Origin of the sequence: Pseudoalteromonas sp. SR45-1, from assembly GCF_014163655.1 — a bacterium.
Classification (GTDB): domain Bacteria; phylum Pseudomonadota; class Gammaproteobacteria; order Enterobacterales; family Alteromonadaceae; genus Pseudoalteromonas; species Pseudoalteromonas distincta.
Window position 1 is genome coordinate 59,305 of record NZ_JACJDR010000008.1, and the last position, 21,491, is coordinate 80,795.

Consider the following 21,491-nt stretch of genomic DNA (forward strand, 5'->3'; position numbering starts at 1 on the left):
ATGAAAGTTGAATTTTTTGGTGTTAGAGGCTCGATGCCTTCAGCTGGAAGTAATACACACATTTTTGGGGGAAATACCTCATGTGTGTACATTGAACAAAACAACGGTAAAGATCTTATTTTAGACTCTGGTACCGGTATTGTAGAACTCGGTACACGTTTACTAGAAACACAAAGTCCTATCAATATTTTGCTAACGCACAATCATTGGGATCATATTCAAGGGTTTCCTTTTTTTAAACCTATCTACCAGCCCAACCGCAATATAACCATTGTAGCTGGCAACGTTGATGATAAAAAAAGCCAAGATGCCATATTAAAGCAAATGAGTGGTTCGTACTTTCCTGTGTGTTATCAGGATTTACCTGCCAATATTACGCTTAATACTGATTTATCGTCTCAAAAGCAATTTACACTTAACGGTTTTTTGGTTTCGACTGCTCCACTGAATCACCCTGGTGGCGGTACTGCTTATTGCATTAAAGCAGATGAAAAAAAGATAGCTTACGTTACCGACAATGAGCTAAACCCACCAGACAAGCTAAACACAAGTATTTGCGAATGGAGTAATTTTATTGAAGGCGCTGATTTACTAATTCACGATGCTCAATTTATAGATGCAGACTTGCCTCTTAAGCATGGTTGGGGTCATAGCACCATAGATCAGGTTGCTGAGCTTGCTATAAAAGCGAGTATTAAAAATGTGATTATTATTAGCCACGATCCATCAAGAACCGATGAACAGTTGTTGGCTATAGAAAAATATTTACACACGCAGTACGCTCAACAGGTAAAAATAGAATGCGGCCGAGAAGGACGAGTTTTTGATTTTTAGTCTATCAAGGAGCGTTACTCATTAGCTTCTTAAAACCCATTACCTCAAAGCACTTTTTTATTGGCGCTGTTATTACGTTAATAATTGCATCAATAGAGTTATTTTCAACTGGGTCGCTTGCAAAGTTAGTTAACCGTGTAGAAGGTATAATATACGACTCTCGATTATTACTGACGCTTTCAGAGACGCCTAGGCGCATAGATGAAACCGTTGTAATAATTGATATCGATGAAAAGAGCATGCAAGAACAAGGACGCTTTCCTTGGAGTCGCTCAAAATTAGCAGACCTTGTTACAAAGCTTAGTGATGCAGGTGTTATTGTTATTGCATTCGATATATTTTTTTCTGAACAGGAAGAAAACCCTGTTACAAAAATTATGTCTGAAATTCCTGATTTATCAAAAAAGTACACCATCCCCTTTGCTGAAATTACTAAACAAGTCGATGCAGACACAAAACTAGCAAGCGCATTATCTAAAAATGATACTGTTCTTGGTTTTTTACTAATTGATGAACAACTGACTAATCAAAACTTGCCAGCTAAAAACAGTGTTGTATGGGCAAGCGAAGAGCACACTAATTCACAAATAAACCAGTTTCCTGGTGCTATTGTAAATATTCCACAGTTACAAAATGCTGCAACGGGCACCGGCTTTATTAATGCACATATTGACGAAGATGGCTTTATACGTAAAGCAGCTCTTATAAATCGAGTTGGCGATAAGCTTTATCCTTCTTTAGCACTTGAAGTTGCTCGACTTTATACCCTTGCTGAAAACATAGAAACCCGTTCCAATAGGTTAGATGGTATAACCTTATTCGAAGGTATAAAGTTTCAAGATAAGTGGATTCAAACTGATGAGTATGGGCAAATATTAATTCCTTACAAAGGGCGTGCGCATAGCTTCCCCTATTATTCGGCTACCGATATTTTGACCAAAAAAATTGGTTTAGATGAATTAGAAGGCACAGTAGCCTTTATTGGTACTTCCGCCGTAGGGCTTGCTGATTTAAGATCAACACCTGTTGGTTTGCAATACCCGGGTGTGGAGGTTCATGCCAATATATTTGAAGGGTTAATGCACCCAGAGCTACTGCCATCTAAACCTAATTGGTCACAGGGAGCAAGCTTACTCATCATTGCATTGACGGGTTGCGTACTGTCGTTTTTTAGCCACGCTAAGAGCGCACGTTTTATTATTGTTTTGTCTCTTACAGTCACAAGTGTCGTTATATTTTTAAACGTTTATTTATGGTCAGTACAAAAAATTAGTTTACCTTTATTAATGCCTCTTTTACTTATCATTATATTAGCCGGTTATTACATCATTGTAGGCTCTATCGCTGAAATGAAACACAGCCGAAAAATAAAATCTATGTTTGACCAATATGTTCCTCCTGAGCGAATAAACCAAATGATACTTCAAGGTAAAAGTTTATCTCAAAAAAGTGAGCGAAAAAATATGACGGTGTTGTTTGCCGACATTCGTAGTTTCACTTCACTATCAGAAAGTATGTCGCCTCATCAGTTAAGTGAATATTTAAACGAATATCTTACAGCTATTACCAAAATCATATTTGATCATCACGGAACTATTGATAAGTACGTAGGCGATATGGTGATGGCATTTTGGAATGCCCCACTGAAAGATGAAAACCACGCTCGCCATGGTGTTGAAGCCGCAATGTCTATGATCAACGGGTTAACGAAAATAAATCAGTTATTTGCAGAAAACAACCAGCCTGCAATAAAAATAGGTATCGGTTTAAGTACTGGCGACATGAATGTAGGTGATATGGGTTCGGTTTACCGTAAAGCCTATACAGTTCTTGGTGATACTGTTAATTTAGGTGCTAGAGTAGAAAGCTTGACCAAATTTTATGGCGTAGCTATTCTTGTTACAGAAGAGACAATGAAAAAATGCCCTCATATTTCATTTCGTTTAATAGATAAAGTGCAAGTTGTTGGTAAAACAGCCGCTGTACAGTTGTTTGAACCTATAAACTTTACAGATAAGCTCGATGAAGAGCAGTTAAATGAAGTTAAAAAGTCGCAGCAGGCCATGACGCTTTTTTATAATAAAAACTGGCCACAAGCACTTAGCTTATTTAAAGAACTACGCAGTACAACCGTATTTAGCCCCAACATTTATGCCATTTTTATTGAACGTATTAAGGGCACTGATTTGCAAACACTAGCTAAGGATTGGAATGGTGCCTTCAAACATACTCAAAAGTAGTAAACATATGCGACAGCACATTAAAGACAAAACAAATCTTCAGCACTTTATCGATATTAGCATTAGACTAACAACCGAAAAAAACTCGTCTAAGTTACTTGATGAAATACTGCAAGTTGTAATGTCGATAGCACATTCTGATGCTGGCAGCATTTACTCTATTACCCCAAACAAACAACTCAAGTTTGAAACGGTAATAAACAAGTCATTAAATCTTTATTTAGGTGGCACGTTAGGTGGTCCTGTTGATTTTCCTAATATAGATCTTTTTATTGATGGCAAACCAAATGACACTGCTATTGTTGCGCATTCTGTTAATACAGGGGAAGTGATTAACATTCCTGACGTGTATGATGCCTTGCCTTTTGATATGAGCGCTGCACGCAAAATGGATGCACGCACGGGTTATCGTTCTGAGTCCATGCTAACAATTCCTTTAAAAGATCATGAAGATGACATTATTGGCGTAATCCAGCTTATAAATGTAAAAGATGCGCAAAATAAAAACATTCCTTTTAGTGAAGAGCTCGTCACTCTAATTCGATCTTTTGCCTCTTTAGGCGCTATTTCGCTAACTAACTCAACACTAATTAAGGGAATGGAAGATCTCTTTTCGACCTTTGCTGAAACAATTGCGATGGCAATAGATGAAAAGTCTCCTCATACCGGTGGCCATTGTAAACGAGTGCCAGCACTCACGTTAATGCTAGCTGATGCCGTTAATGATATAAATAAAGGTCCTTTGGCTTCATTTTCGATGACTGAAGCTGACCGACATGAGCTTGATATAGCTGGCTGGTTACATGACTGTGGGAAAATAGCGACCCCCGATCACATCATGGAAAAGTCGACAAAACTAGAAACTATTTTTGATCGAATAAAATATGTAGATGCTAAATTTGAAATAATTAGCCGAGATTTAAAAATAGCGTATCAGCAAAAGATCATCTGTGCGATGAAGCTGCAAAAACCTATCGAAGTTCAACAATTTGAACGCCTACTTGATACCGAGCTTAAACAGTTGGCATTAGACCGTGCATTATTACAGCGTGTTAATGTAGGGGGCGAGTTTTTAGGTGATGCAGAACTTGAGCACATTGAACGCATTGCAAACAAATACCAACTCGTTATTAATGATATTAATACACCATTGCTCTCAGCTGATGAAGTTGAAAACTTAACAATACGAAGAGGCACGCTAACCGAAGCCGAACGTGAAGTAATGAAGCGTCATATGGATGTAACTAAAAATATTTTAGATGCCCTGCCGTTTCCTAAACACTTAAGCAATGTTACTGAATATGCTTTAGGTCATCATGAAAAACTTGATGGTACTGGTTACCCAAGAGGTTTAACCAAAGAGCAAATGTCGGTGCCTGCAAGGTTAATGGCTATTACGGATATTTTTGAAGCGCTATCTGCAGTAGACAGACCCTACAAAAAAGCAAAACCGGTCAGTGAGTGTTTATTTATTTTAGGGTCAATGGTTGCTAAAAACCATCTTGATGGTGATATTTTTGCTATTTTTATTGAGTCAGAGGTTTATAAAAATTATATCAACGAGTATGCAGATCCAGAGCAGTTAGATGAGATAGATTTTGATAATTTACCCGGTTACACACCTATAAGTTAGCACCTATAAGCCATGCATTTATTCAAAATGCGCTTATTACAGTCTATAACTATTGAAACAAAAAAATGCCACCATACGGTGGCATTTACACACGGGGTTATTTCTACTTATAGAAATCCTTTTACTTTTTATTTGTTTTTTTATGTTGTTTTATTAACAAAAAATATGGCTCCAAAGGTAGCATTTAGTGCTCTGTGTAGCAACAGTAAAAGATAAAGTTCATATATCTGCCATATTAACGTCATAAAAAAGCGCGAAGTAAATTCGCGCTCATAAACTTAACGGGCGTTATATTTTAATACACACGTACTTTTCTTCTAAGTACTCATCAAGCCCTTGATGACCGCCTTCTCGGCCTAAACCAGATTGCTTAACACCACCAAATGGCGCTACTGGGTTTGATATAACACCTTCGTTTACACCTACCATACCAAATTCAAGCCCTTCACTAATTCGGTAGACTTGCTTAATGTTTTGACTGTAAAAGTAGGCTGCTAGGCCAAATGGTACATCGTTAGCAAGTGCAAGCACTTCACTTTCTTCATCAAAAGGAATAACCGTCAATACTGGACCAAATACCTCTTCGTGGTAAATATCCATTTTTGTGGTGACATTGTTTACTATTAATGGATTTTGAAAGCTGCCACCTAAGTCACTGTTATCGCCAATCAGCGTCGCGCCCTTATCGAGTGCGTCTTGTACTAACTGTTGCACTTTCTCTTTGGCTTTAGGGTAAATGAGTGGACCAATATCAACATCGTCTTCAAAACCATTTGCCACTTTTAACGCTGCAACCTTAGGCGTGATTTTTGAAAGTACTTTGTCGAGAATATTACGTTGTATAAAAATACGGTTTGCAGCAACACATGCCTGCCCACTATTTCTAAATTTAGCCGCCATTAGCCCTTCAACAGCTTCATCTAAGTCGGCATTATCAAAAATAATAAAAGGTGCATTACCGCCAAGCTCCATCGAGGTGCGTTTAATTGTGTCTGCACATTGCGATAGCAACTGCTTACCTACACCAGTAGAGCCGGTAAATGTAAACTTACGCACGATTTCTGAGTCAGTCAGCATTTTACCTACTATTTTGGCATCTTGAGAAACCAGTACATTAAATGCACCTTTAACAAAACCAGCTTGATCGGCCAAATAAGCAAGTGCGATAGCGCATAGTGGCGTATGTTCAGAAGGTTTAAGTATAAAGCTACAGCCCGCAGCGTAGGCTGGCGCTACTTTACGAGTAACCATAGCAATAGGAAAGTTCCACGGCGTTATACCAGCTACAACACCGACAGGCTGCTTAAAGCTAGTTAAACGATGCGAGTCATCTGTTGGCGGAATTACATCTCCGTAACTACGTTTGGCTTCTTCTGCAAACCATTTGATAAAACCTGCACCGTAATCAATCTCACCAAGAGATTCTTTGAGTGGCTTGCCTTGCTCTTTGGTCATTAGCTCTGCAAGTGTTTGCTTGTGTTTTATTACTAGCTCATACCAGCGCATCAAGGTTTCGCTTCGCTCAGTGGCATTTGTCGTTTTTAACTTAACAAAAGCCCCTTGAGCTGCGTTTATTGCGCTATTTACACCCTGCTCGTCAATATCACTTACTTCAACAATACTTTTTTCGGTAGCGGGATCGTTAACGCTAAAGCGCGTATCAGTTTTATAAAATTCGCCGTTAATAAATGAGTCTGAGAAAATAAGATTACTCAAAATAAACCTCCAAAATTACGTTTTAAGGTGTTAGCTTTTAATGCGTGACATAGAGCCAAGGCTAACATTTTAGGATCTTTGCTCACGTGAGAAGCGCAGCTTCTATATTTATAACCTAGAGTTAAAACACATAACGCCAGCAAGCTTTGCTTGCCTACAAAATAACTTACGAGCTTTGCTCGTCACGCCTACAATTCACAAACAAAAAAGCCGCTGTATCAAACAGCGGCTTTTAATATATACATCGTTAAAAACTAGTGCTCTTCATTAACGATATTGAGATTGTACTTAGGTATTTCAACCACTAGGTCTTCATCTCTTATAATTGCTTGGCAACCAAGGCGTGACTCAGGCTCTAAGCCCCATGCTTTATCTAGCATGTCGTCTTCTAGCTCATCACTTTCTTCAAGTGAGTCAAATCCTTCACGAATCACTAAGTGACACGTAGTACATGCACACGATTTTTCACAAGCATGCGCAATGCTAATACCATTTTTAAGCGCAGCGTCGAGTACCGTTTGACCTGTAGGAGCTTCAATTGCAGCGCCGTCAGGACATAATTCAGGATGTGGAAGAAAAACAATTTGTGGCATTCTAATCTCTCTTAAATGTTGTCTACTGACTGCCCTGTAAGGGCCTTTTTAATTGATGCATCCATTCTACGCGATGCAAAGTCGCTACTCGCATTATCGACTTTTTCGATAGCTGATTTAATTTCGCCAGGCTCTTGTGCATTTTCGCGCACTTTTACCAGTTCTGCAATTTCAGCGCGTAAGTTAGCTAGTTGCGTATCGTCAAGTAATGCACCATCGGCTTCAAGTGATGCATTAAGCGCTTCTATAACACGCAACGCTTCTACTTGTTGCTCTTTAAGCATACGCGCTTGCATGTCGCCTTTAGCGTTGCTCATTGATTCTTTTAGCATGTTAGCTACTTGGTCATCAGATAAACCAAACGAAGGCTTAACTTGAATCTCAGCTTGTACACCTGTTGATTTTTCCATAGCTGAAACACTTAATAAGCCATCAGCATCAACTTTAAAGGTTACACGAATATGCGCAGCGCCTGCCGCCATTGGTGGAATACCTTTTAAGCTAAACTTAGCAAGCGATCGACAATCATCAACAAGCTCACGCTCACCTTGCAGCACATGTAATGACATGGCTGTTTGACCGTCTTTAAACGTTGTAAATTCTTGTGCGCGTGCTACCGGAATCGTTGTATTACGCGGAATGATTTTTTCAACCAAACCACCCATAGTTTCAAGCCCAAGCGATAATGGTAATATATCAAGCAATAACATGTCAGAATCGGGCTTATTGCCAATTAACACGTCGGCTTGAAGCGCCGCACCTAAGGCTACAACACGATCAGGATCGATTGAAGTTAGCGGCTCTTTATCAAAAAAGCTTTGTACTTGGCTACGTACCAATGGCATACGGGTTGAACCGCCTACCATAATAACTTGCAGCACTTCTTCATTTTCAATGCCAGCATCTTTTACAGCACGACGACACGAGCGCAGCGTTTTTTTAATTAGTGGCATAGCCATTTCATCAAACGTTTCGCGCGTTACTTCAACGGTGTATTTTTGATCGTCAAACTCAAGGCCCACGTTTACTTTAGCGTATTGGCTTAATGCTTCTTTACACGCTTTTGCTTTATTGATAAATAAACGTAAAACTGAAGGTGATAATGCTGACACACCTGTTTGCTGCTTAAAGTAATCAACAAGGAGCGAATCAAAGTCATCGCCGCCGAGGCTAGAGTCGCCACCGGTTGCCATTACTTCAAACACACCTTGGTGTAATCTAAGTACTGATATATCAAACGTACCACCACCTAAATCGTAAACTGCAATAATACCTTCTTGACCTGAATCTAAACCATAAGCAACCGCTGCTGCTGTTGGCTCATTTAATAAACGTAGTACGTTAATACCAGCAAGCTCTGCGGCATCTTTAGTACTTTGGCGCTGCGCGTCATCAAAGTACGCTGGTACTGTAATTACAGCCCCTAAAATTTCTTGGTTGCCAAAACTTTGCTCAGCTCGTGCTTTTAATGCGGCTAAAATATGGCTTGATGCTTTAATTGGACTAATTTTACCTGCCGCAGTTTCTATTGCTAGCGCACCATTGTGCTCACAAAATTCATACGGTAGTTGGCCATAACTTTGCTCTATTTCAGCCTGAGTTTTACCTAAAAAACGCTTAACCGAAATAAGTGTGTTAGCAGGGTCTTGCGTTGCTGCTTGTGCAGCTTCTGCGCCAACAGTAATACCGCCTGCTTGATAACGAACAACCGACGGTAACATAGCCGCGCCAAGATCATCAGTTAACGTGCGGGCTTCGCCGCTTTGCACTGTTGCAACTAATGAATTAGTTGTACCAAGGTCAATACCAATTGCTAGTTTATGTTCGTGTGGTGCCGCGCTTTGCCCCGGCTCAGCAATTTGCAATAATGCCATAATGCTCTTTAAACTCGTGTTGCTCGCTTTGCAGCAAGTAATTAATCGTCAAATAAACTGTCTTCGATACGCTCTAGTTCTTCACGTAACTTATAAACAAACTTCAGTTTACGAATATTATCTGCGGCAAGTTGATATTGCTGCTCATCATTACTTGCTAATTGCTCAGCAAGTTGTGCACTGTATTGCGCGTTTAATTGCTTAATTTGTTTTTCAAAATTTGCAATGGCGGTATCAGGATCGCTAGCTGATGTTAGCTCTTCAAGTTCTTCGCGAAGTTCCATTTGCTGCATTAAAAACATTGGATCTTGCAAGGTTTGCTGCTCTGCACGAATATCAACGCCTAGCTCGCTCAACATATATTCAGCACGTTTTACTGGGTGCTTTAATGTTTGTAGCGCATCGTTAATTTCGGCAGTGCTTTGCACAGCCATTAACTTATCGCGGCTGCTCGCATTCGCGTGGCGATCGGGATGTACAGTACGCTGTAATTCCAAGTAGTGCTTGTTAACCGTTGCTAAATCAATATTGTAATCAACGGGGACTGCAAATAATTCAAAGTAACGCATAACTTCAACCAATAATATTCAGAAATAACAAAGCCCTACATTAACTGGCAGGGCTTATTTATACTACAAAGATATTTAAAGCTTAAACGGTAAAGCTTTCGCCACAACCACACTCATCTGCTTGATTCGGGTTATTAAATTTAAACCCTTCATTTAAGCCTTCTTTAGTGTAGTCGAGCTCTGTGCCATCGATGTAAACTAAGCTTTTAGCGTCAACAATTAATGTGACACCTTTAGCCGCAAAAGTTTCATCGTCTTCGTTTAAATCGTCAACAAACTCAAGTACATAAGCAAGACCTGAACAGCCCGTCGTTTTAATGCCAACGCGCAGGCCTAAACCTTTACCGCGGTTTGCTAAAAATGATTGTACGCGGTTTGCTGCCGCATCTGTCAATGTCACTGCCATGAGCTTCTCTTCTTACTTCGCTTGTTTGCTTTTGTAGTCTGCAATTGCTGCTTGAATTGCGTCTTCGGCTAAAATTGAACAGTGAATTTTCACTGGTGGCAACTCAAGCTCTGCACTGATATCAGTGTTTTTAATTGTCGCTGCTTCGTCTAGCGTTTTGCCTTTAACCCACTCTGTTACAAGTGAAGATGAAGCAATTGCGCTACCACAACCGTAGGTTTTGAATTTTGCATCTTCAATAACGCCAGTGGCAGATACTTTAATTTGCAGTTTCATTACGTCACCACATGCTGGTGCGCCTACCATACCCGTTGCCACTGACGGATCGTTCTTATCTAGAGTACCTACGTTACGTGGGTTTTCTACGTGGTCGATTACTTTATCACTATAAGCCATTATTCTATCCTCATTACCTGCTAGGGTATGTGCTCACACTATTAGTGGTGAGCCCATTCAACTGAATCTAAATCAATACCTTCTTGATGCATCTCCCAAAGTGGAGACATCTCACGTAGGCGACCGATAGAGTTTTTCATTAATTCGACGGTGTAATCAATCTCTTCTTCGGTAGTAAAGCGACCAATACTAAAACGAATTGAGCTATGTGCTAATTCGTCGTTACGGCCAAGTGCACGTAATACATAAGAAGGCTCTAAGCTTGCAGATGTACAGGCTGAACCTGACGATACTGCAATGTCTTTTACTGCCATAAGTAACGACTCACCTTCAACAAAGTTAAAGCTGATGTTTACAATACCCGGTACTGATTGGTCTTGTGTGCCGTTAAAGTATACTTCGTCCATATCAGCCATAATGCCGTCGATTAAACGATTACGTAAGGCGCTGATGTGTGCGTGATCTTTTTCGAAATCTTGCTTAGCAATTTTAAACGCAGTACCCATACCCACTAATTGGTGAGTTGCTAGTGTACCAGAGCGCATACCGCGTTCATGTCCGCCACCGTGCATTTGCGCTTCAAGGCGAGCACGTGGTTTACGACGAACGTAAAGTGCACCAACACCTTTAGGGCCATACACTTTATGTGCAGAGAACGACATAAAATCAACTTTAAGCTGTTGCACGTCGATTAATACTTTGCCCGCGCTTTGCGCTGCATCTACGTGGAACATAATTTTACGTTCGCGACACATTTCGCCAATAGTCGCGATATCTTGAATCACACCTAGCTCGTTATTAACGTGCATGATGCTTACAAGTACTGTGTCGTCACGCATTGTGTCGGCAAGTTTTTGTAAATCAAGTAGGCCGTTTTCTTCAACGTCCATGTAAGTTACTTCAAAACCTTGGCGCTCAAGCTCACGACATGTGTCGATTACAGCTTTATGCTCAGTTTTAGCGGTAATAACGTGCTTACCTTTTTTCTTGTAAAACTGTGCTGCACCTTTAATAGCAAGGTTATTTGATTCTGTTGCACCCGATGTGAAAACAATTTCACGTGGGTCTGCATTAATTAAATCAGCAATATCTGTACGCGCTTGGTCAACAGCTTCTTCTGCTTGCCAACCAAAACGGTGTGAGCGTGACGCAGGATTACCAAACTTACCGTCCATTGTCAGGCACTGCATCATTTCTTTAGCAACACGTTCATCAACAGGCGTGGTCGCTGCGTAATCTAAATAAATCGGTAACTTCATTTCTCTCTCCGCTGCAGGTCAACCTTAAAGTTGACAGCTTACTTGAATGTTTTCCAACTGCTTAATTGCATTATTGATACTGTTATCTTGGCGCGATGCTATTTCTTTCACATCTGATTTTTCCACCAATTCAGCAAGGGTAATATTATTCAAAAATTCTTCTATGCGTGCGCTTAAGTCTGACCACAAATTATGTGTTAAACAACGCATACCACTCTGACAGCCGGTATCGGCACCTTGGCAACGTGTTGCATCGACCGATTCGTCTACGGCGCTAATAATATCGCCAACAGAGATAACGCCCGCTTCACGCCCTAGTAAATAACCACCACCAGGTCCACGAACAGAACTTACTAGGCCATTTTTACGTAAACGAGCAAATAATTGTTCAAGGTAAGACAAAGAAATTTCTTGTCTTTGTGAAATATCAGCAAGGGCTACAGGACCTACACCTGTGTGTAGTGCAACATCCAGCATAGCTGTAACGGCATATCTGCCTTTTGATGTTAACTTCATAACGCCCCCTGCACAAAAGAGTGCAAATTTTAATTACCAGAGTAAATTAGTCAAGTATTATCACTTGATAAAAATTTGATTTATAAACTCTTACTTTTTAAATTGTAGAGTTAACAAACTTTCAATACTTGACCTCTTTGGTCAAGTATTACAGCCATTGTAATTACCTGAGTATTTTAGTCAAGTATTAGCTAGTTATTTACCCATTGGTTTTTATAACTAATAGCTATACCTAAGTTACTTAGGGATAGACTTATTAATTGAGGTGAGAATACCGCGTAAAATATTCATTTCGGCATCTTCAGGGTGAGCTCGGTTAAATAAACGACGTAATTTAGTCATAACTAAACCAGGGTGCTGTTTGATAATAAAGCCTGTTTTGAAAAGCGTCTCTTCAAGGTGCTCATAAAACAGCTCTGTTTGTTTTGAGCTTGGGTAAACAGCATCGTCTTCTTCAACCTTTTTAGGTTGTTGATTTAAAAACGCCATACGTGTTTCGTAACTAAGTGTTTGTACGGCCATAGCTAAATTAAGCGAGCTGTACTCTGGATTAGCAGGAATACATACGTGATAATTACAAAGCTGTAATTCTTCATTAGTTAAGCCGCTGTTTTCACGACCAAATACTAGCGCTACAGGACCATTTACAGCTTCAGCAACGAGTTTTTCACCACATTCACGTGGTTCAACCATTGGCCACGAAAGCGTACGAGAACGCGCACTTGTGCCAATTGTTAATGTACAGTCAGCGATAGCTTCTTCAACAGTACCTACAATAACTGCATTACCTAAAACATCAGTTGCGCCTGCAGCTAAAGCACTTGCTTGGCTGTCTATTTCACAAGCAGGATCAACTAAATAAAGTTTTGATAAACCCATGGTTTTCATGGCGCGAGCCGCCGAACCAATATTGCCCGAATGTGACGTGTTAACTAAAACAATGCGAATATCGTCTAAGATCATTACTGTGCTACTTTGCTATGCCAAAAAATTGCGCAAATTCTAACATGAAAATGTAATAAGATCCTAGATTCAAAAGGCTAGATCCTAAGATCCAAGCCAATATAACGACTCTTACATGGGTAAATTCTAGGGATATACCACCAATTTGTTTTGATGTTTAAACCATTGCCGCCTTTACATAAACATCAAAACGGTTCTTTTTAGTTTTAATTTGCATACTTGGGGTTTTTTCGTTTAAGAATGGGGCGTAATCGGGGCGTTTTACAACGACACGCTTACTGGCAAGTGGATAGGCAAAATCAAGTAGGTCGTCAGCGTCGTTGTCTGCACCAACTAGCTCTTGAAATACGCGCATTTCTTTTTTAACTAATGCTGATTTTTCGCGATGCGGAAACATGGGATCTAAATAAACAACATCGGGCATGCTTTCGCACTGAGAGAGCAAGGTATGGCTTGAGCCAAATATTAGGCTCATGTTTTCTTTCATCCACACACCAATTTCAATATCGCTATAAGCTCGCTTTAACCCATCGTATAAAAGGGCTGCAACAACCGGATGACGTTCATGTAATATAACTTTGCACCCTAGCGAGGCAAGTACAAAGCCGTCTCGCCCAAGGCCTGCGGTAGCATCAAGTACAACAGGCGTTGCACCTTTATTTAAGCCAACTGCTTTGGCAATAGCTTGCCCTTTACCACCGCCAAACTTGCGCCTATGGGCGGCAGCACCGGTTACAAAATCAACGTTAATTGCACCTAGTTTAGGCTCATCGGTTTTAAATAGGCTTAATCCTTTATCATCGTAATGTAAGCTAAAGCCACAGCAATTTTGCGCCCATTGGGCTAAACCAAAGCGTGTTTCTAATTCATTTAAATAAGGACGTAACTCTTTAAAAGCACACTGAATAACCACAATAAACTCCGACGATAAAATACGCCTGTAGTATATCAACCGCTTTACTTTAAAGCACTAAAATAGCTCTATATCACTGTGATGATTCGTATTGACCTTTGCGGCTTCCGCTTTAGTGCGTAAATTAGATATAAGTTCATTGCGGCTTTCGGCAACTTGTTTAAGCTGATATTTGATAAAGGCTAAATCGCTATTAGCCGATACAAATAACTGCATTGTTTGATCTAATTGAGATATATATAAAGTGAGATCGGCAGGATTTGCTTGTGTTTGTTGTAGCTTAATGGCGCAGTCAAGCTCATGTAGCTGCTCTATAAACACTTTAGTACTTTTGTTTTGCTCTATATTTTGTGTAGTTAACTGCTTAACAATATCTTGAAGGGCTGTACTTATTTGAGCTGCCTGCTCATAACTGCTTTCGCTTCTTTCCATGGTAATAACCTTCTCGTTGGTTACTTCTAATATATGCGGGAACAGATCTTTATAGCGCCCGTACAAAGCATCGTTATCAACTGGCATATTTTTTATTAAAAGGGATACTTTGGGGTAATTAATTATAGTACTACTACCAATATCAACAAATCGTTGAGCTTGTCTGTGTTGCTCCAGCAGCTCTTGCTCTAACGGGCAAACACCACTTTGCTGGCTGTAAAAAACACCTGTTCCTTGATACCAAAACACAACCACAACATCTAAATTTAAAGGAGCAAAAAAGGCAAAAAAGTGTTCACTCAACGATTGAAAGTTATTAGCGTGATAGCTTTGTCCAACGTAGCGCATTATACGGCCCATATCGCCCGACTCTGTCATCGCTATTTCCGCTGTTTTATTCGCTTTTGCTATATCCAATTTTAGCTTTGCACATTGCTGTCGATATTCGTAAAGCACTTTTATACGCGCTATTAACTCTTCTGCGTTAAAGGGCTTAGTGATGTAATCAGATGCGCCAACACTATAACCTTTTACCCGATCGCTTAACTCTATTTTAGATGAGAGAAACATAACGGGAATATCTTGAGTGCTTTCACTGTGCTTTATCGCTTTACATACGTCATAGCCTGACATACCTGGCATTTCAATATCGAGTAAAATAATATCAGGGTTATATTTATTGGTTAGCCTTAATCCTTCATCGCCATCTTTTGCATGAATTATTTTACAAAACCCTGCTAAAGACTCTTCAATTATATGATGAACATATTTGTCGTCATCAATTGCTAATACCAACTTTGCCATGCCTTAATCCATTTTAATAGGTGTGCTAAAAGCATAGTACGACAGGATGAAATTACTAAAAATTATTAGATAATAATTTACAAATAATAAAAAAGCGCCATTTAGGCGCTTTAATTTAGTTTGTGCTAAATATTAGTTTTTAAGCTGCAATACCGCTGTGGCGTAGTAACGCGTCAACATTAGGCTCACGACCACGGAACTTTTTAAATAATTCCATTGGCTCTTCACTGCCGCCTTTTTCTAAAATATTTTGCATGAAGGCTTGACCGGTTTGCGGGTTAAAAATACCTTCTTCTTCAAATTTAGAATAAGCATCAGCAGAGAGTACTTCAGCCCATTTATACGAGTAATAACCAGCGCTGTAACCGCCTGCAAAAATGTGGCTAAAGCCATGCTGAAAACGGTTAAACTCAGGAGGCTTAACGACCGAGGTACGGCTGCGTACGTCATCAAGTACTGCTTGAATTTGACACTCTTCACCCGCTTTATAATCATTGTGGATTTTAAAGTCGAATAACGAGAACTCAATTTGACGCAGCATTTGCATGCCTGAGTTGTAGTTTTTAGCCGCTAGTAGCTTATCAAGTAGCTCTTTAGGTAACGGCTCGCCCGTTTCATAATGACCTGAAATAAAGCTCAGTGCTTCTTCTTCATAACACCAGTTTTCTAAAAACTGACTAGGAAGCTCTACCGCATCCCACGCCACGCCATTAATACCCGCAACAGGGGCTGCATCAACTTGTGTAAGCATATGGTGAATACCATGACCAAACTCGTGGAATAAGGTTGTCACTTCGTCATGAGTAAACAATGCAGGTTTATCGCCAACCGCTTTATTAAAATTACACACTAAATAAGCCACTGGAGTTTGTAGTTCGCCGTTAGCACGTACTTTACGGCCCATACAGTCGTCCATCCACGCCCCACCGCGTTTACGGTCGCGTGCATATAAATCGAGATAAAAACGTCCGCGTAGGGTGTTGCTGCTATCTACAATTTCAAAAAAGCGTACATCTTTGTGATAAGTATCAAAATCAGTAACTTCTTTTACGCTAATACCAAATAAGCGGTTAACGGTTTCGAATAAGCCACTTAATACTTTATTTGCAGGGAAGTAAGGACGTAGTACTTCATCTGAAATAGCGTATTTTTCTTGCTTAAGTTTTTCGCTGTAGTAACCAAAATCCCATGCCTGTAATTCAGAAATACCATGTTTTTGCTCAGCATAGGCTTTTAACTCTGCCACTTCTTGTTCTGCTTGTGGTTTTGATTTAGCCGCTAGGTCTTCTAAAAACGAGAATACTTGCGCCGGTGTTTCGGCCATTTTAGTTGCCAATGACTTTTCAGCGTAGCTGTTAAATCCTAGTAACTGTGCAAGTTCATGGCGAAGCGCAAGCTCCTCACTCATGATCTCGGAGTTATCAAATTCACCAGCGTTAGGGCCTTGATCTGATGCGCGCGTAGAAAACGCGGTGTAAGTTTCTCTGCGAAGTTCGCGGTTATCTGCATAGGTCATAATTGGTAAATACGACGGGAAATCAAGGGTAAATACCCAACCGTCTAACTCTTTACTTTTTGCAGTATCAGCTGCAAGCGCTAAAGCAGATTCTGGCAAGCCAGCTAAGTCGCTTTCATCAGTAATATGTTTGTGCCAAGCAAGTGTGGCATCCATTACGTTGTTGCCAAATTTTGAGGCAAGTTCTGATAAACGCGCGCTAATTTCGCCGTAGCGTTTTTGCTGCTTTGGCGCTAATGCAATACCCGATAATTTAAAGTCACGAAGCGCATTAGTAATTGTTTTTTGCTGTGCTGTAGTCAGCGTTTTAAATTCGTCGCTGTTATAAAGCGTATTATACGCGTTGTATAATCCTTGATGCTGACCTACAAATGTTGAATATTCAGATATTAACGGTAAGCACTGCTCGTAAGCTTCACGTAATTCGTCGTTATTCATTACTGAATTTAAATGCGATACAGGGGAGAACATGCGCGATAATTTATCGTCGGCTTCTTCAAGGGGTAATACTAAGTCATCCCACGTGTACGAACCTTTCGCTAGCACGTCATCAATGGCTTTACGACAAAGCTCAATACCGTCTTTTAGTGCTGGTACTACGTACTCAGGCTTTATTTTTGAAAATGGTGGTAAGCCTTCAAGGCCAATTAGTGGGTTGCTCATAAATACTCTCTTTGCGTTAATGCATTACGTTTTAAATTGGGTCTAAAAGTAAAAAAACAACTCAGCCGCTTTTAAGTTGTTTAATTTTAATAAGGTTGCTCTAAAGCAAAACACAAATAACCCATTAATGAGTCGGCCACTTTATAACGTTCTAGTACCGTATCAACTAGGTTATTACTGCATATTTGCTTTTGAGTAAGTGGGCTAATGGCTATAAAGTCTTTTCGTTTGAGCTCATCTATTAAGGGATGATCTTTTTCAAAACCTCTTGGTGGGCGTTTTAGCGACTCTCCTGACATTTCAAATATAGATTTAAATTGCTCATCATAAATTGCTTTTTTATAGCTATTTGGGTTTTCATCTATGCAGGTTCTAATGGCATTAAGCGCCTTTGATTCTGGTCGCCAAATACCAGCACCTACAAAACATTCGTCATTTGCTAAGTGAAAATAAAAACCAGGGGCGTGTACGTCTTTTCCCATAAAATGGCGAAATTGAATTCCTACATTAATTTTATATGGGGTTTTATCTTTACTAAAACGCGCGTCTTTATGGATTCTCATTAAACTACCGCCGACTTTTTTATCTGATGCGACAAAATGGCTAGAAACCTCAGCAAGTGGTGCTTGCATTTGCCTAATGAAATCTAAAGCGGGCTCTCTTACGTATTCCTCATACTGTGATTTATGGTCATTAAACCAGTCTCTATTATTGTTTTGATCAAGCTGAGCAAGAAATTCGAATGTTTTTTTACTAAACATAGGTCACCTAAACACTCTTTATTTTTAAAACTTAATGTTATGCTAATGCGCATAAAACTCAACGCCTAAGGACATAAAATGACACAACACTTTGATTATATTGCAATCGGTGGTGGCAGTGGTGGTATTGCCTCTGCAAATAGAGCGGCAATGCGCGGCGCTAAAGTAGCACTTATAGAAGCAAAACACATGGGCGGCACGTGTGTAAACGTGGGCTGTGTACCTAAAAAAGTAATGTGGCACGGTGCTCAGGTTGCTGAAGCAATTAATTTATATGCCCCTGATTACGGCTTTAATGTTGAAGTTAAAGGCTTTGATTGGAGCAAGTTAGTAGAAAGCCGTGAAGCCTATATAGGCCGAATTCATAAAGGTTATGACAGTGGCCTTGCTAGCAATGGCGTTACCGTAATCAAAGGCTTTGCTAAATTTGTAGATAATAAAACAGTTGAAGTAAACGGCGAGCACTACACAGCCGATCATATATTAATTGCAGTAGGCGGCCGCCCAAGTATTCCGCATATTGAAGGTGCTGAACACGGTATCGATTCAAATGGCTTTTTTGAACTAAAAGAGCAACCTAAGCGCGTTGCAGTTATTGGCGCAGGCTACATAGCCGTCGAGCTTGCTGGTGTATTACATGGTTTAGGTACTGAAACACATTTATTTGTTCGTAAGCATTCTCCACTTCGTAACTTTGACCCATACATAGTTGAAACACTTGTTGATGTTATGGCTGCTGAAGGCCCTACTCTTCATACAGAATCTGTACCTCATAAATTAGTTAAAGAAAATGATGGCTCTGTAACGCTACATTTAGATAATGGCAAAACTCATAACGTTGACCAAGTAATTTGGGCCATTGGCCGCCAGCCAACAACAGATGCAATTAATGTAGCTGCTGCCGGCGTAGAAGTTAACAGCGATGGTTTTGTTAAAGTTGATGAGTTTCAAAATACCACAGCTAAAAACGTTTATGCTGTTGGTGATATTATCGAAAACGGTATTGAACTTACGCCTGTAGCAGTTAAAGCAGGGCGTACTTTATCAGAACGCTTATTTAATAAAGAACTACCTGATGATTTAAAAATGGATTACAGCCTAGTTCCTACTGTTGTATTTAGTCACCCACCAATTGGTACTATTGGCCTTACTGAACAAGAAGCTATTTCTCAATACGGCGAAGAAAACGTTAAGATTTACCAATCTGGTTTTACAGCTATGTACACAGCGGTAACTAAACATCGCCAACCTTGTAAAATGAAGCTTGTATGTGCCGGCCCAGACGAAAAAGTAGTTGGCCTACATGGTATTGGTTTTGCGGTTGATGAAATGATTCAAGGTTTTGCAGTTGCCATGAAAATGGGCGCTACTAAAGCTGATTTTGATGCCGTTGTTGCGATTCACCCAACAGGTTCTGAAGAGTTTGTTACTATGCGCTAGGCGCTAAACTCTAAGCGCTCAATTATAAAAAGCCCTTGTTAAGTAATTAGTAAGGGCTTTTTAATGCTTGTTATATTTTGCACAATAAACCACTTAAAACGTCACATTACAAACATCCATTCAACATTAAAAAAACAACTAAGCCATTATTTTAACAGCAAAAATTTTAGACCCATAAAAAGATTAAAAGTTTAAATTTTGTTTTGGCTTTAAAGCATTTTAACGATTAGAATCCCGCGCATTTATAGTTTCTCTTGGTTATTTATGTTTTTACTGCGATCTTTTATTTATTTATTATGCCTAGCGGGTGTTGCTCATTTAATTCAAATTGAAGGGTTTGAATTAAAACAGGATGCACTTTACAGTGAAGAAACTCTTACCGAACATATGCAAGATGTTTTAACTTTTTTAAGTTGTATTTTATTTTTTTATGCTTCGCAAATTAACTTTCAACTCAAAATACCGGCTGTATTACTAGCTGCGTTATCGGCAATGATGTTTGTGAGAGAGTTTGATACCTACCTCGACTTATACTTTTTTGATGGCGCTTGGCAAAGTATCGTCTATTCAATTTTAGCTGGCGTGTTTGTTTATTTAATAACAAACAGAGGAAGTATTTTTAACGCTTTAAAAGCCTATAGCCTCACTCCTAGTTATGGAATTTGCTTATCAGGCATGGTTACTTTACTCGCATTTTCGCGAATGATGGGCAAAGGCGCATTTTGGCATTCAGTAATGGGTGATGACTATGTACGTGCGGTAAAAAACATTGTTGAAGAAGGTATAGAAACGCTTGGCTATACTTTGATTTTTATTTCAGCCATTGAGCTTGTACTCATATGCCGAAAAAGAATGGCTAAAAATCACAAGCATTGCACTGATCAAGTAACTCAATAACATAGCTACATTTTTTATTGGTTACTTTTTTTACACTAAATTTGCTAATTGGTTTAATAAATCAATATACTGAGCCTGTTTTTATCAACTCACATTTAATTGGATACCATGACTAAAGATATATTGCTGCATCCGTTTCTTCTTTCAATTGTAATGATCACAATTGCATTTGTACTAAAAGTGCTTGTTGATAAGCTTGCTAAAAGTCGCGCAGAAAAAAAAGAAAAAGACATCCGTTACATCGCACACAATATTAAGCACTTTATTAATTTTGTAATGATGATATCGCTGCTATTTGTGTGGTCTACTGAAATTCAAAACTTTGCACTTTCTATTGCTGCTTTTGCCGTGGCGATTGTACTTGCAACGCGTGAGTTTATTCAGTGTGTAATAGGCTTTTTTTACCTCGTAACAACTCGCCCGTTTAGAGTGGGTGATTGGATACAAGTTGGTGATTACTTTGGTGAAGTAGCTGAAACGGATTGGATAAAAACAACCATGCATGAAATTGATATATATACTTATCAATTTTCTAGAAAAACCATATACATACCTAATAATAAGCTGATTACCAGCTCTATTAAAAACTTAAACTTTGTAAAACGCTTTGTTACACATCATTTTATTATTGTCCGAAGAGAGAGCTTTAACCCGTACCCTATTCACGACACACTCACTGAGCAAGCTAAACTGTACTGCGAAGAGTTTCAAGAAGTAGCAAGCCGTTATAATTCGATGATTGAGCGTAAACTTGATGCAAAAATATCTGGCCCAGAGCCGGTAATTCACTTTGGTACAACCGATTTAGGTGAATTTAAAGCAAGCTTTACCTTGTTTTGCCCGACAGAAAAAGCGCTTGAGATAGAGCACAAATTAACAGAGTGCTTTTTTGCGTTATGGTACAAAGAGGCTGAAAAAAATAAAGAAGGTGAAGGAGAGGCATAAACCTCGCCTACACAAAGTAAAAATACAAATCGTAGGTGCGAATTTATTTCGCGCTCTATTTCTAAGTCTGTATTTAAAAAGCGAGGTATAAAACCTCACCTACAATAAACATCAAGCATGT

19 protein-coding genes are annotated in these 21,491 nt (G+C 39.5%); 6 read left to right on the forward strand and 13 right to left on the reverse strand.

The genetic code is table 11. The features are described 5' to 3' along the window. From H5089_RS09835 to H5089_RS09845, 3 genes are read left to right on the forward strand one after another with little or no spacing between them, the layout of a single operon-like run. Positions 1–834, forward strand: a complete 834-nt coding sequence (locus tag H5089_RS09835; protein WP_182692622.1) for an MBL fold metallo-hydrolase — start codon at positions 1–3, stop codon at positions 832–834. A gap of 20 nt (positions 835–854) precedes the next feature. Continuing rightward, the gene (locus tag H5089_RS20435; protein WP_310735806.1) at positions 855–3,074 is read left to right on the forward strand and encodes an adenylate/guanylate cyclase domain-containing protein; all 2,220 of its coding nucleotides are present in this window, start codon (positions 855–857) and stop codon (positions 3,072–3,074) included. Next, on the forward strand, positions 3,046–4,707 hold the full coding sequence (locus tag H5089_RS09845) for an HD family phosphohydrolase (RefSeq protein WP_182692623.1): 1,662 nt from the start codon (positions 3,046–3,048) through the stop codon (positions 4,705–4,707). Before H5089_RS20435 ends, H5089_RS09845 begins: the two co-directional genes overlap by 29 nt. A gap of 288 nt (positions 4,708–4,995) precedes the next feature. Here the strand turns inward: H5089_RS09845 and H5089_RS09850 are convergent, their stop codons facing one another. From H5089_RS09850 to H5089_RS09910, 13 genes are all read right to left on the reverse strand, one after another. Beyond that, positions 4,996–6,423, reverse strand: coding sequence for an NAD-dependent succinate-semialdehyde dehydrogenase (locus H5089_RS09850; RefSeq protein ID WP_182712123.1), 1,428 nt, complete (start codon positions 6,421–6,423; stop codon positions 4,996–4,998). Between the two features lie 254 nt (positions 6,424–6,677). After that, the gene (fdx, locus tag H5089_RS09855) at positions 6,678–7,016 is read right to left on the reverse strand and encodes an ISC system 2Fe-2S type ferredoxin (protein WP_002958430.1); all 339 of its coding nucleotides are present in this window, start codon (positions 7,014–7,016) and stop codon (positions 6,678–6,680) included. 11 nt (positions 7,017–7,027) lie between these two features. Then, positions 7,028–8,890: a Fe-S protein assembly chaperone HscA gene (gene hscA, locus H5089_RS09860; RefSeq protein WP_182712124.1), complete on the reverse strand. Its 1,863-nt coding sequence runs from the start codon at positions 8,888–8,890 to the stop codon at positions 7,028–7,030. Between the two features lie 41 nt (positions 8,891–8,931). Then, entirely contained in the window at positions 8,932–9,459 is a 528-nt protein-coding gene (gene hscB / locus H5089_RS09865; protein ID WP_002958428.1) for a co-chaperone HscB, read from the reverse strand. A gap of 82 nt (positions 9,460–9,541) precedes the next feature. Further along, the gene (gene iscA, locus H5089_RS09870) at positions 9,542–9,865 is read right to left on the reverse strand and encodes an iron-sulfur cluster assembly protein IscA (RefSeq protein WP_002958427.1); all 324 of its coding nucleotides are present in this window, start codon (positions 9,863–9,865) and stop codon (positions 9,542–9,544) included. 12 nt (positions 9,866–9,877) lie between these two features. Beyond that, a complete protein-coding gene (gene iscU / locus H5089_RS09875; RefSeq protein ID WP_002958426.1) occupies positions 9,878–10,261 on the reverse strand; it encodes a Fe-S cluster assembly scaffold IscU in 384 nt (127 codons plus the stop codon). 41 nt (positions 10,262–10,302) lie between these two features. Then, positions 10,303–11,520 carry an IscS subfamily cysteine desulfurase gene (locus tag H5089_RS09880; RefSeq protein WP_002958425.1) on the reverse strand — a complete coding sequence of 406 codons (1,218 nt, stop codon included), beginning with the start codon at positions 11,518–11,520 and terminating at the stop codon, positions 10,303–10,305. A gap of 24 nt (positions 11,521–11,544) precedes the next feature. Next, positions 11,545–12,036, reverse strand: coding sequence for a Fe-S cluster assembly transcriptional regulator IscR (iscR, locus tag H5089_RS09885; RefSeq protein WP_002958424.1), 492 nt, complete (start codon positions 12,034–12,036; stop codon positions 11,545–11,547). Positions 12,037–12,273: 237 nt separating this feature from the next. Continuing rightward, entirely contained in the window at positions 12,274–12,999 is a 726-nt protein-coding gene (trmJ, locus tag H5089_RS09890; RefSeq protein WP_002958423.1) for a tRNA (cytosine(32)/uridine(32)-2'-O)-methyltransferase TrmJ, read from the reverse strand. Between the two features lie 157 nt (positions 13,000–13,156). Then, positions 13,157–13,912, reverse strand: coding sequence for a class I SAM-dependent methyltransferase (locus tag H5089_RS09895; protein WP_182694804.1), 756 nt, complete (start codon positions 13,910–13,912; stop codon positions 13,157–13,159). Positions 13,913–13,969: 57 nt separating this feature from the next. After that, positions 13,970–15,148, reverse strand: a complete 1,179-nt coding sequence (locus H5089_RS09900; RefSeq protein WP_002958415.1) for a response regulator transcription factor — start codon at positions 15,146–15,148, stop codon at positions 13,970–13,972. A gap of 139 nt (positions 15,149–15,287) precedes the next feature. After that, positions 15,288–17,327, reverse strand: a complete 2,040-nt coding sequence (gene prlC / locus H5089_RS09905; RefSeq protein WP_149602058.1) for an oligopeptidase A — start codon at positions 17,325–17,327, stop codon at positions 15,288–15,290. An 86-nt stretch (positions 17,328–17,413) separates the two neighbouring features. After that, complete coding sequence (locus H5089_RS09910) at positions 17,414–18,088, reverse strand: DUF2461 domain-containing protein (RefSeq protein WP_138488457.1); 675 nt, start codon at positions 18,086–18,088, stop codon at positions 17,414–17,416. Between the two features lie 78 nt (positions 18,089–18,166). On the opposite strand from H5089_RS09910, the gene gorA reads away from it, so the two are divergent. From gorA to H5089_RS09925, 3 genes are all read left to right on the forward strand, one after another. Continuing rightward, positions 18,167–19,528 carry a glutathione-disulfide reductase gene (gene gorA / locus H5089_RS09915; RefSeq protein ID WP_182712125.1) on the forward strand — a complete coding sequence of 454 codons (1,362 nt, stop codon included), beginning with the start codon at positions 18,167–18,169 and terminating at the stop codon, positions 19,526–19,528. 264 nt (positions 19,529–19,792) lie between these two features. After that, the gene (locus H5089_RS09920) at positions 19,793–20,425 is read left to right on the forward strand and encodes a hypothetical protein (protein ID WP_182712126.1); all 633 of its coding nucleotides are present in this window, start codon (positions 19,793–19,795) and stop codon (positions 20,423–20,425) included. A 108-nt stretch (positions 20,426–20,533) separates the two neighbouring features. Further along, on the forward strand, positions 20,534–21,370 hold the full coding sequence (locus H5089_RS09925) for a mechanosensitive ion channel family protein (RefSeq protein ID WP_182712127.1): 837 nt from the start codon (positions 20,534–20,536) through the stop codon (positions 21,368–21,370). Positions 21,371–21,491 lie beyond the last annotated feature (121 nt).

Bases quoted from the DNA above. Each gene is read 5' to 3' on its own strand.
- hscA (WP_182712124.1), bottom strand. From the start codon at position 8,890: ATGGCATTATTGCAAATTGCTGAGCCGGGGCAAAGCGCGGCACCACAC.
- gorA (WP_182712125.1), top strand. From the start codon at position 18,167: ATGACACAACACTTTGATTATATTGCAATCGGTGGTGGCAGTGGTGGT.
- fdx (WP_002958430.1), bottom strand. From the start codon at position 7,016: ATGCCACAAATTGTTTTTCTTCCACATCCTGAATTATGTCCTGACGGC.
- iscA (WP_002958427.1), bottom strand. From the start codon at position 9,865: ATGGCAGTGACATTGACAGATGCGGCAGCAAACCGCGTACAATCATTT.
- H5089_RS09880 (WP_002958425.1), bottom strand. From the start codon at position 11,520: ATGAAGTTACCGATTTATTTAGATTACGCAGCGACCACGCCTGTTGAT.
- iscU (WP_002958426.1), bottom strand. From the start codon at position 10,261: ATGGCTTATAGTGATAAAGTAATCGACCACGTAGAAAACCCACGTAAC.
- H5089_RS09835 (WP_182692622.1), top strand. From the start codon at position 1: ATGAAAGTTGAATTTTTTGGTGTTAGAGGCTCGATGCCTTCAGCTGGA.
- H5089_RS09910 (WP_138488457.1), bottom strand. From the start codon at position 18,088: ATGTTTAGTAAAAAAACATTCGAATTTCTTGCTCAGCTTGATCAAAAC.
- H5089_RS09900 (WP_002958415.1), bottom strand. From the start codon at position 15,148: ATGGCAAAGTTGGTATTAGCAATTGATGACGACAAATATGTTCATCAT.
- H5089_RS09920 (WP_182712126.1), top strand. From the start codon at position 19,793: ATGTTTTTACTGCGATCTTTTATTTATTTATTATGCCTAGCGGGTGTT.
- H5089_RS09925 (WP_182712127.1), top strand. From the start codon at position 20,534: ATGACTAAAGATATATTGCTGCATCCGTTTCTTCTTTCAATTGTAATG.
- prlC (WP_149602058.1), bottom strand. From the start codon at position 17,327: ATGAGCAACCCACTAATTGGCCTTGAAGGCTTACCACCATTTTCAAAA.
- hscB (WP_002958428.1), bottom strand. From the start codon at position 9,459: ATGCGTTACTTTGAATTATTTGCAGTCCCCGTTGATTACAATATTGAT.
- H5089_RS09845 (WP_182692623.1), top strand. From the start codon at position 3,046: ATGGTGCCTTCAAACATACTCAAAAGTAGTAAACATATGCGACAGCAC.
- iscR (WP_002958424.1), bottom strand. From the start codon at position 12,036: ATGAAGTTAACATCAAAAGGCAGATATGCCGTTACAGCTATGCTGGAT.
- trmJ (WP_002958423.1), bottom strand. From the start codon at position 12,999: ATGATCTTAGACGATATTCGCATTGTTTTAGTTAACACGTCACATTCG.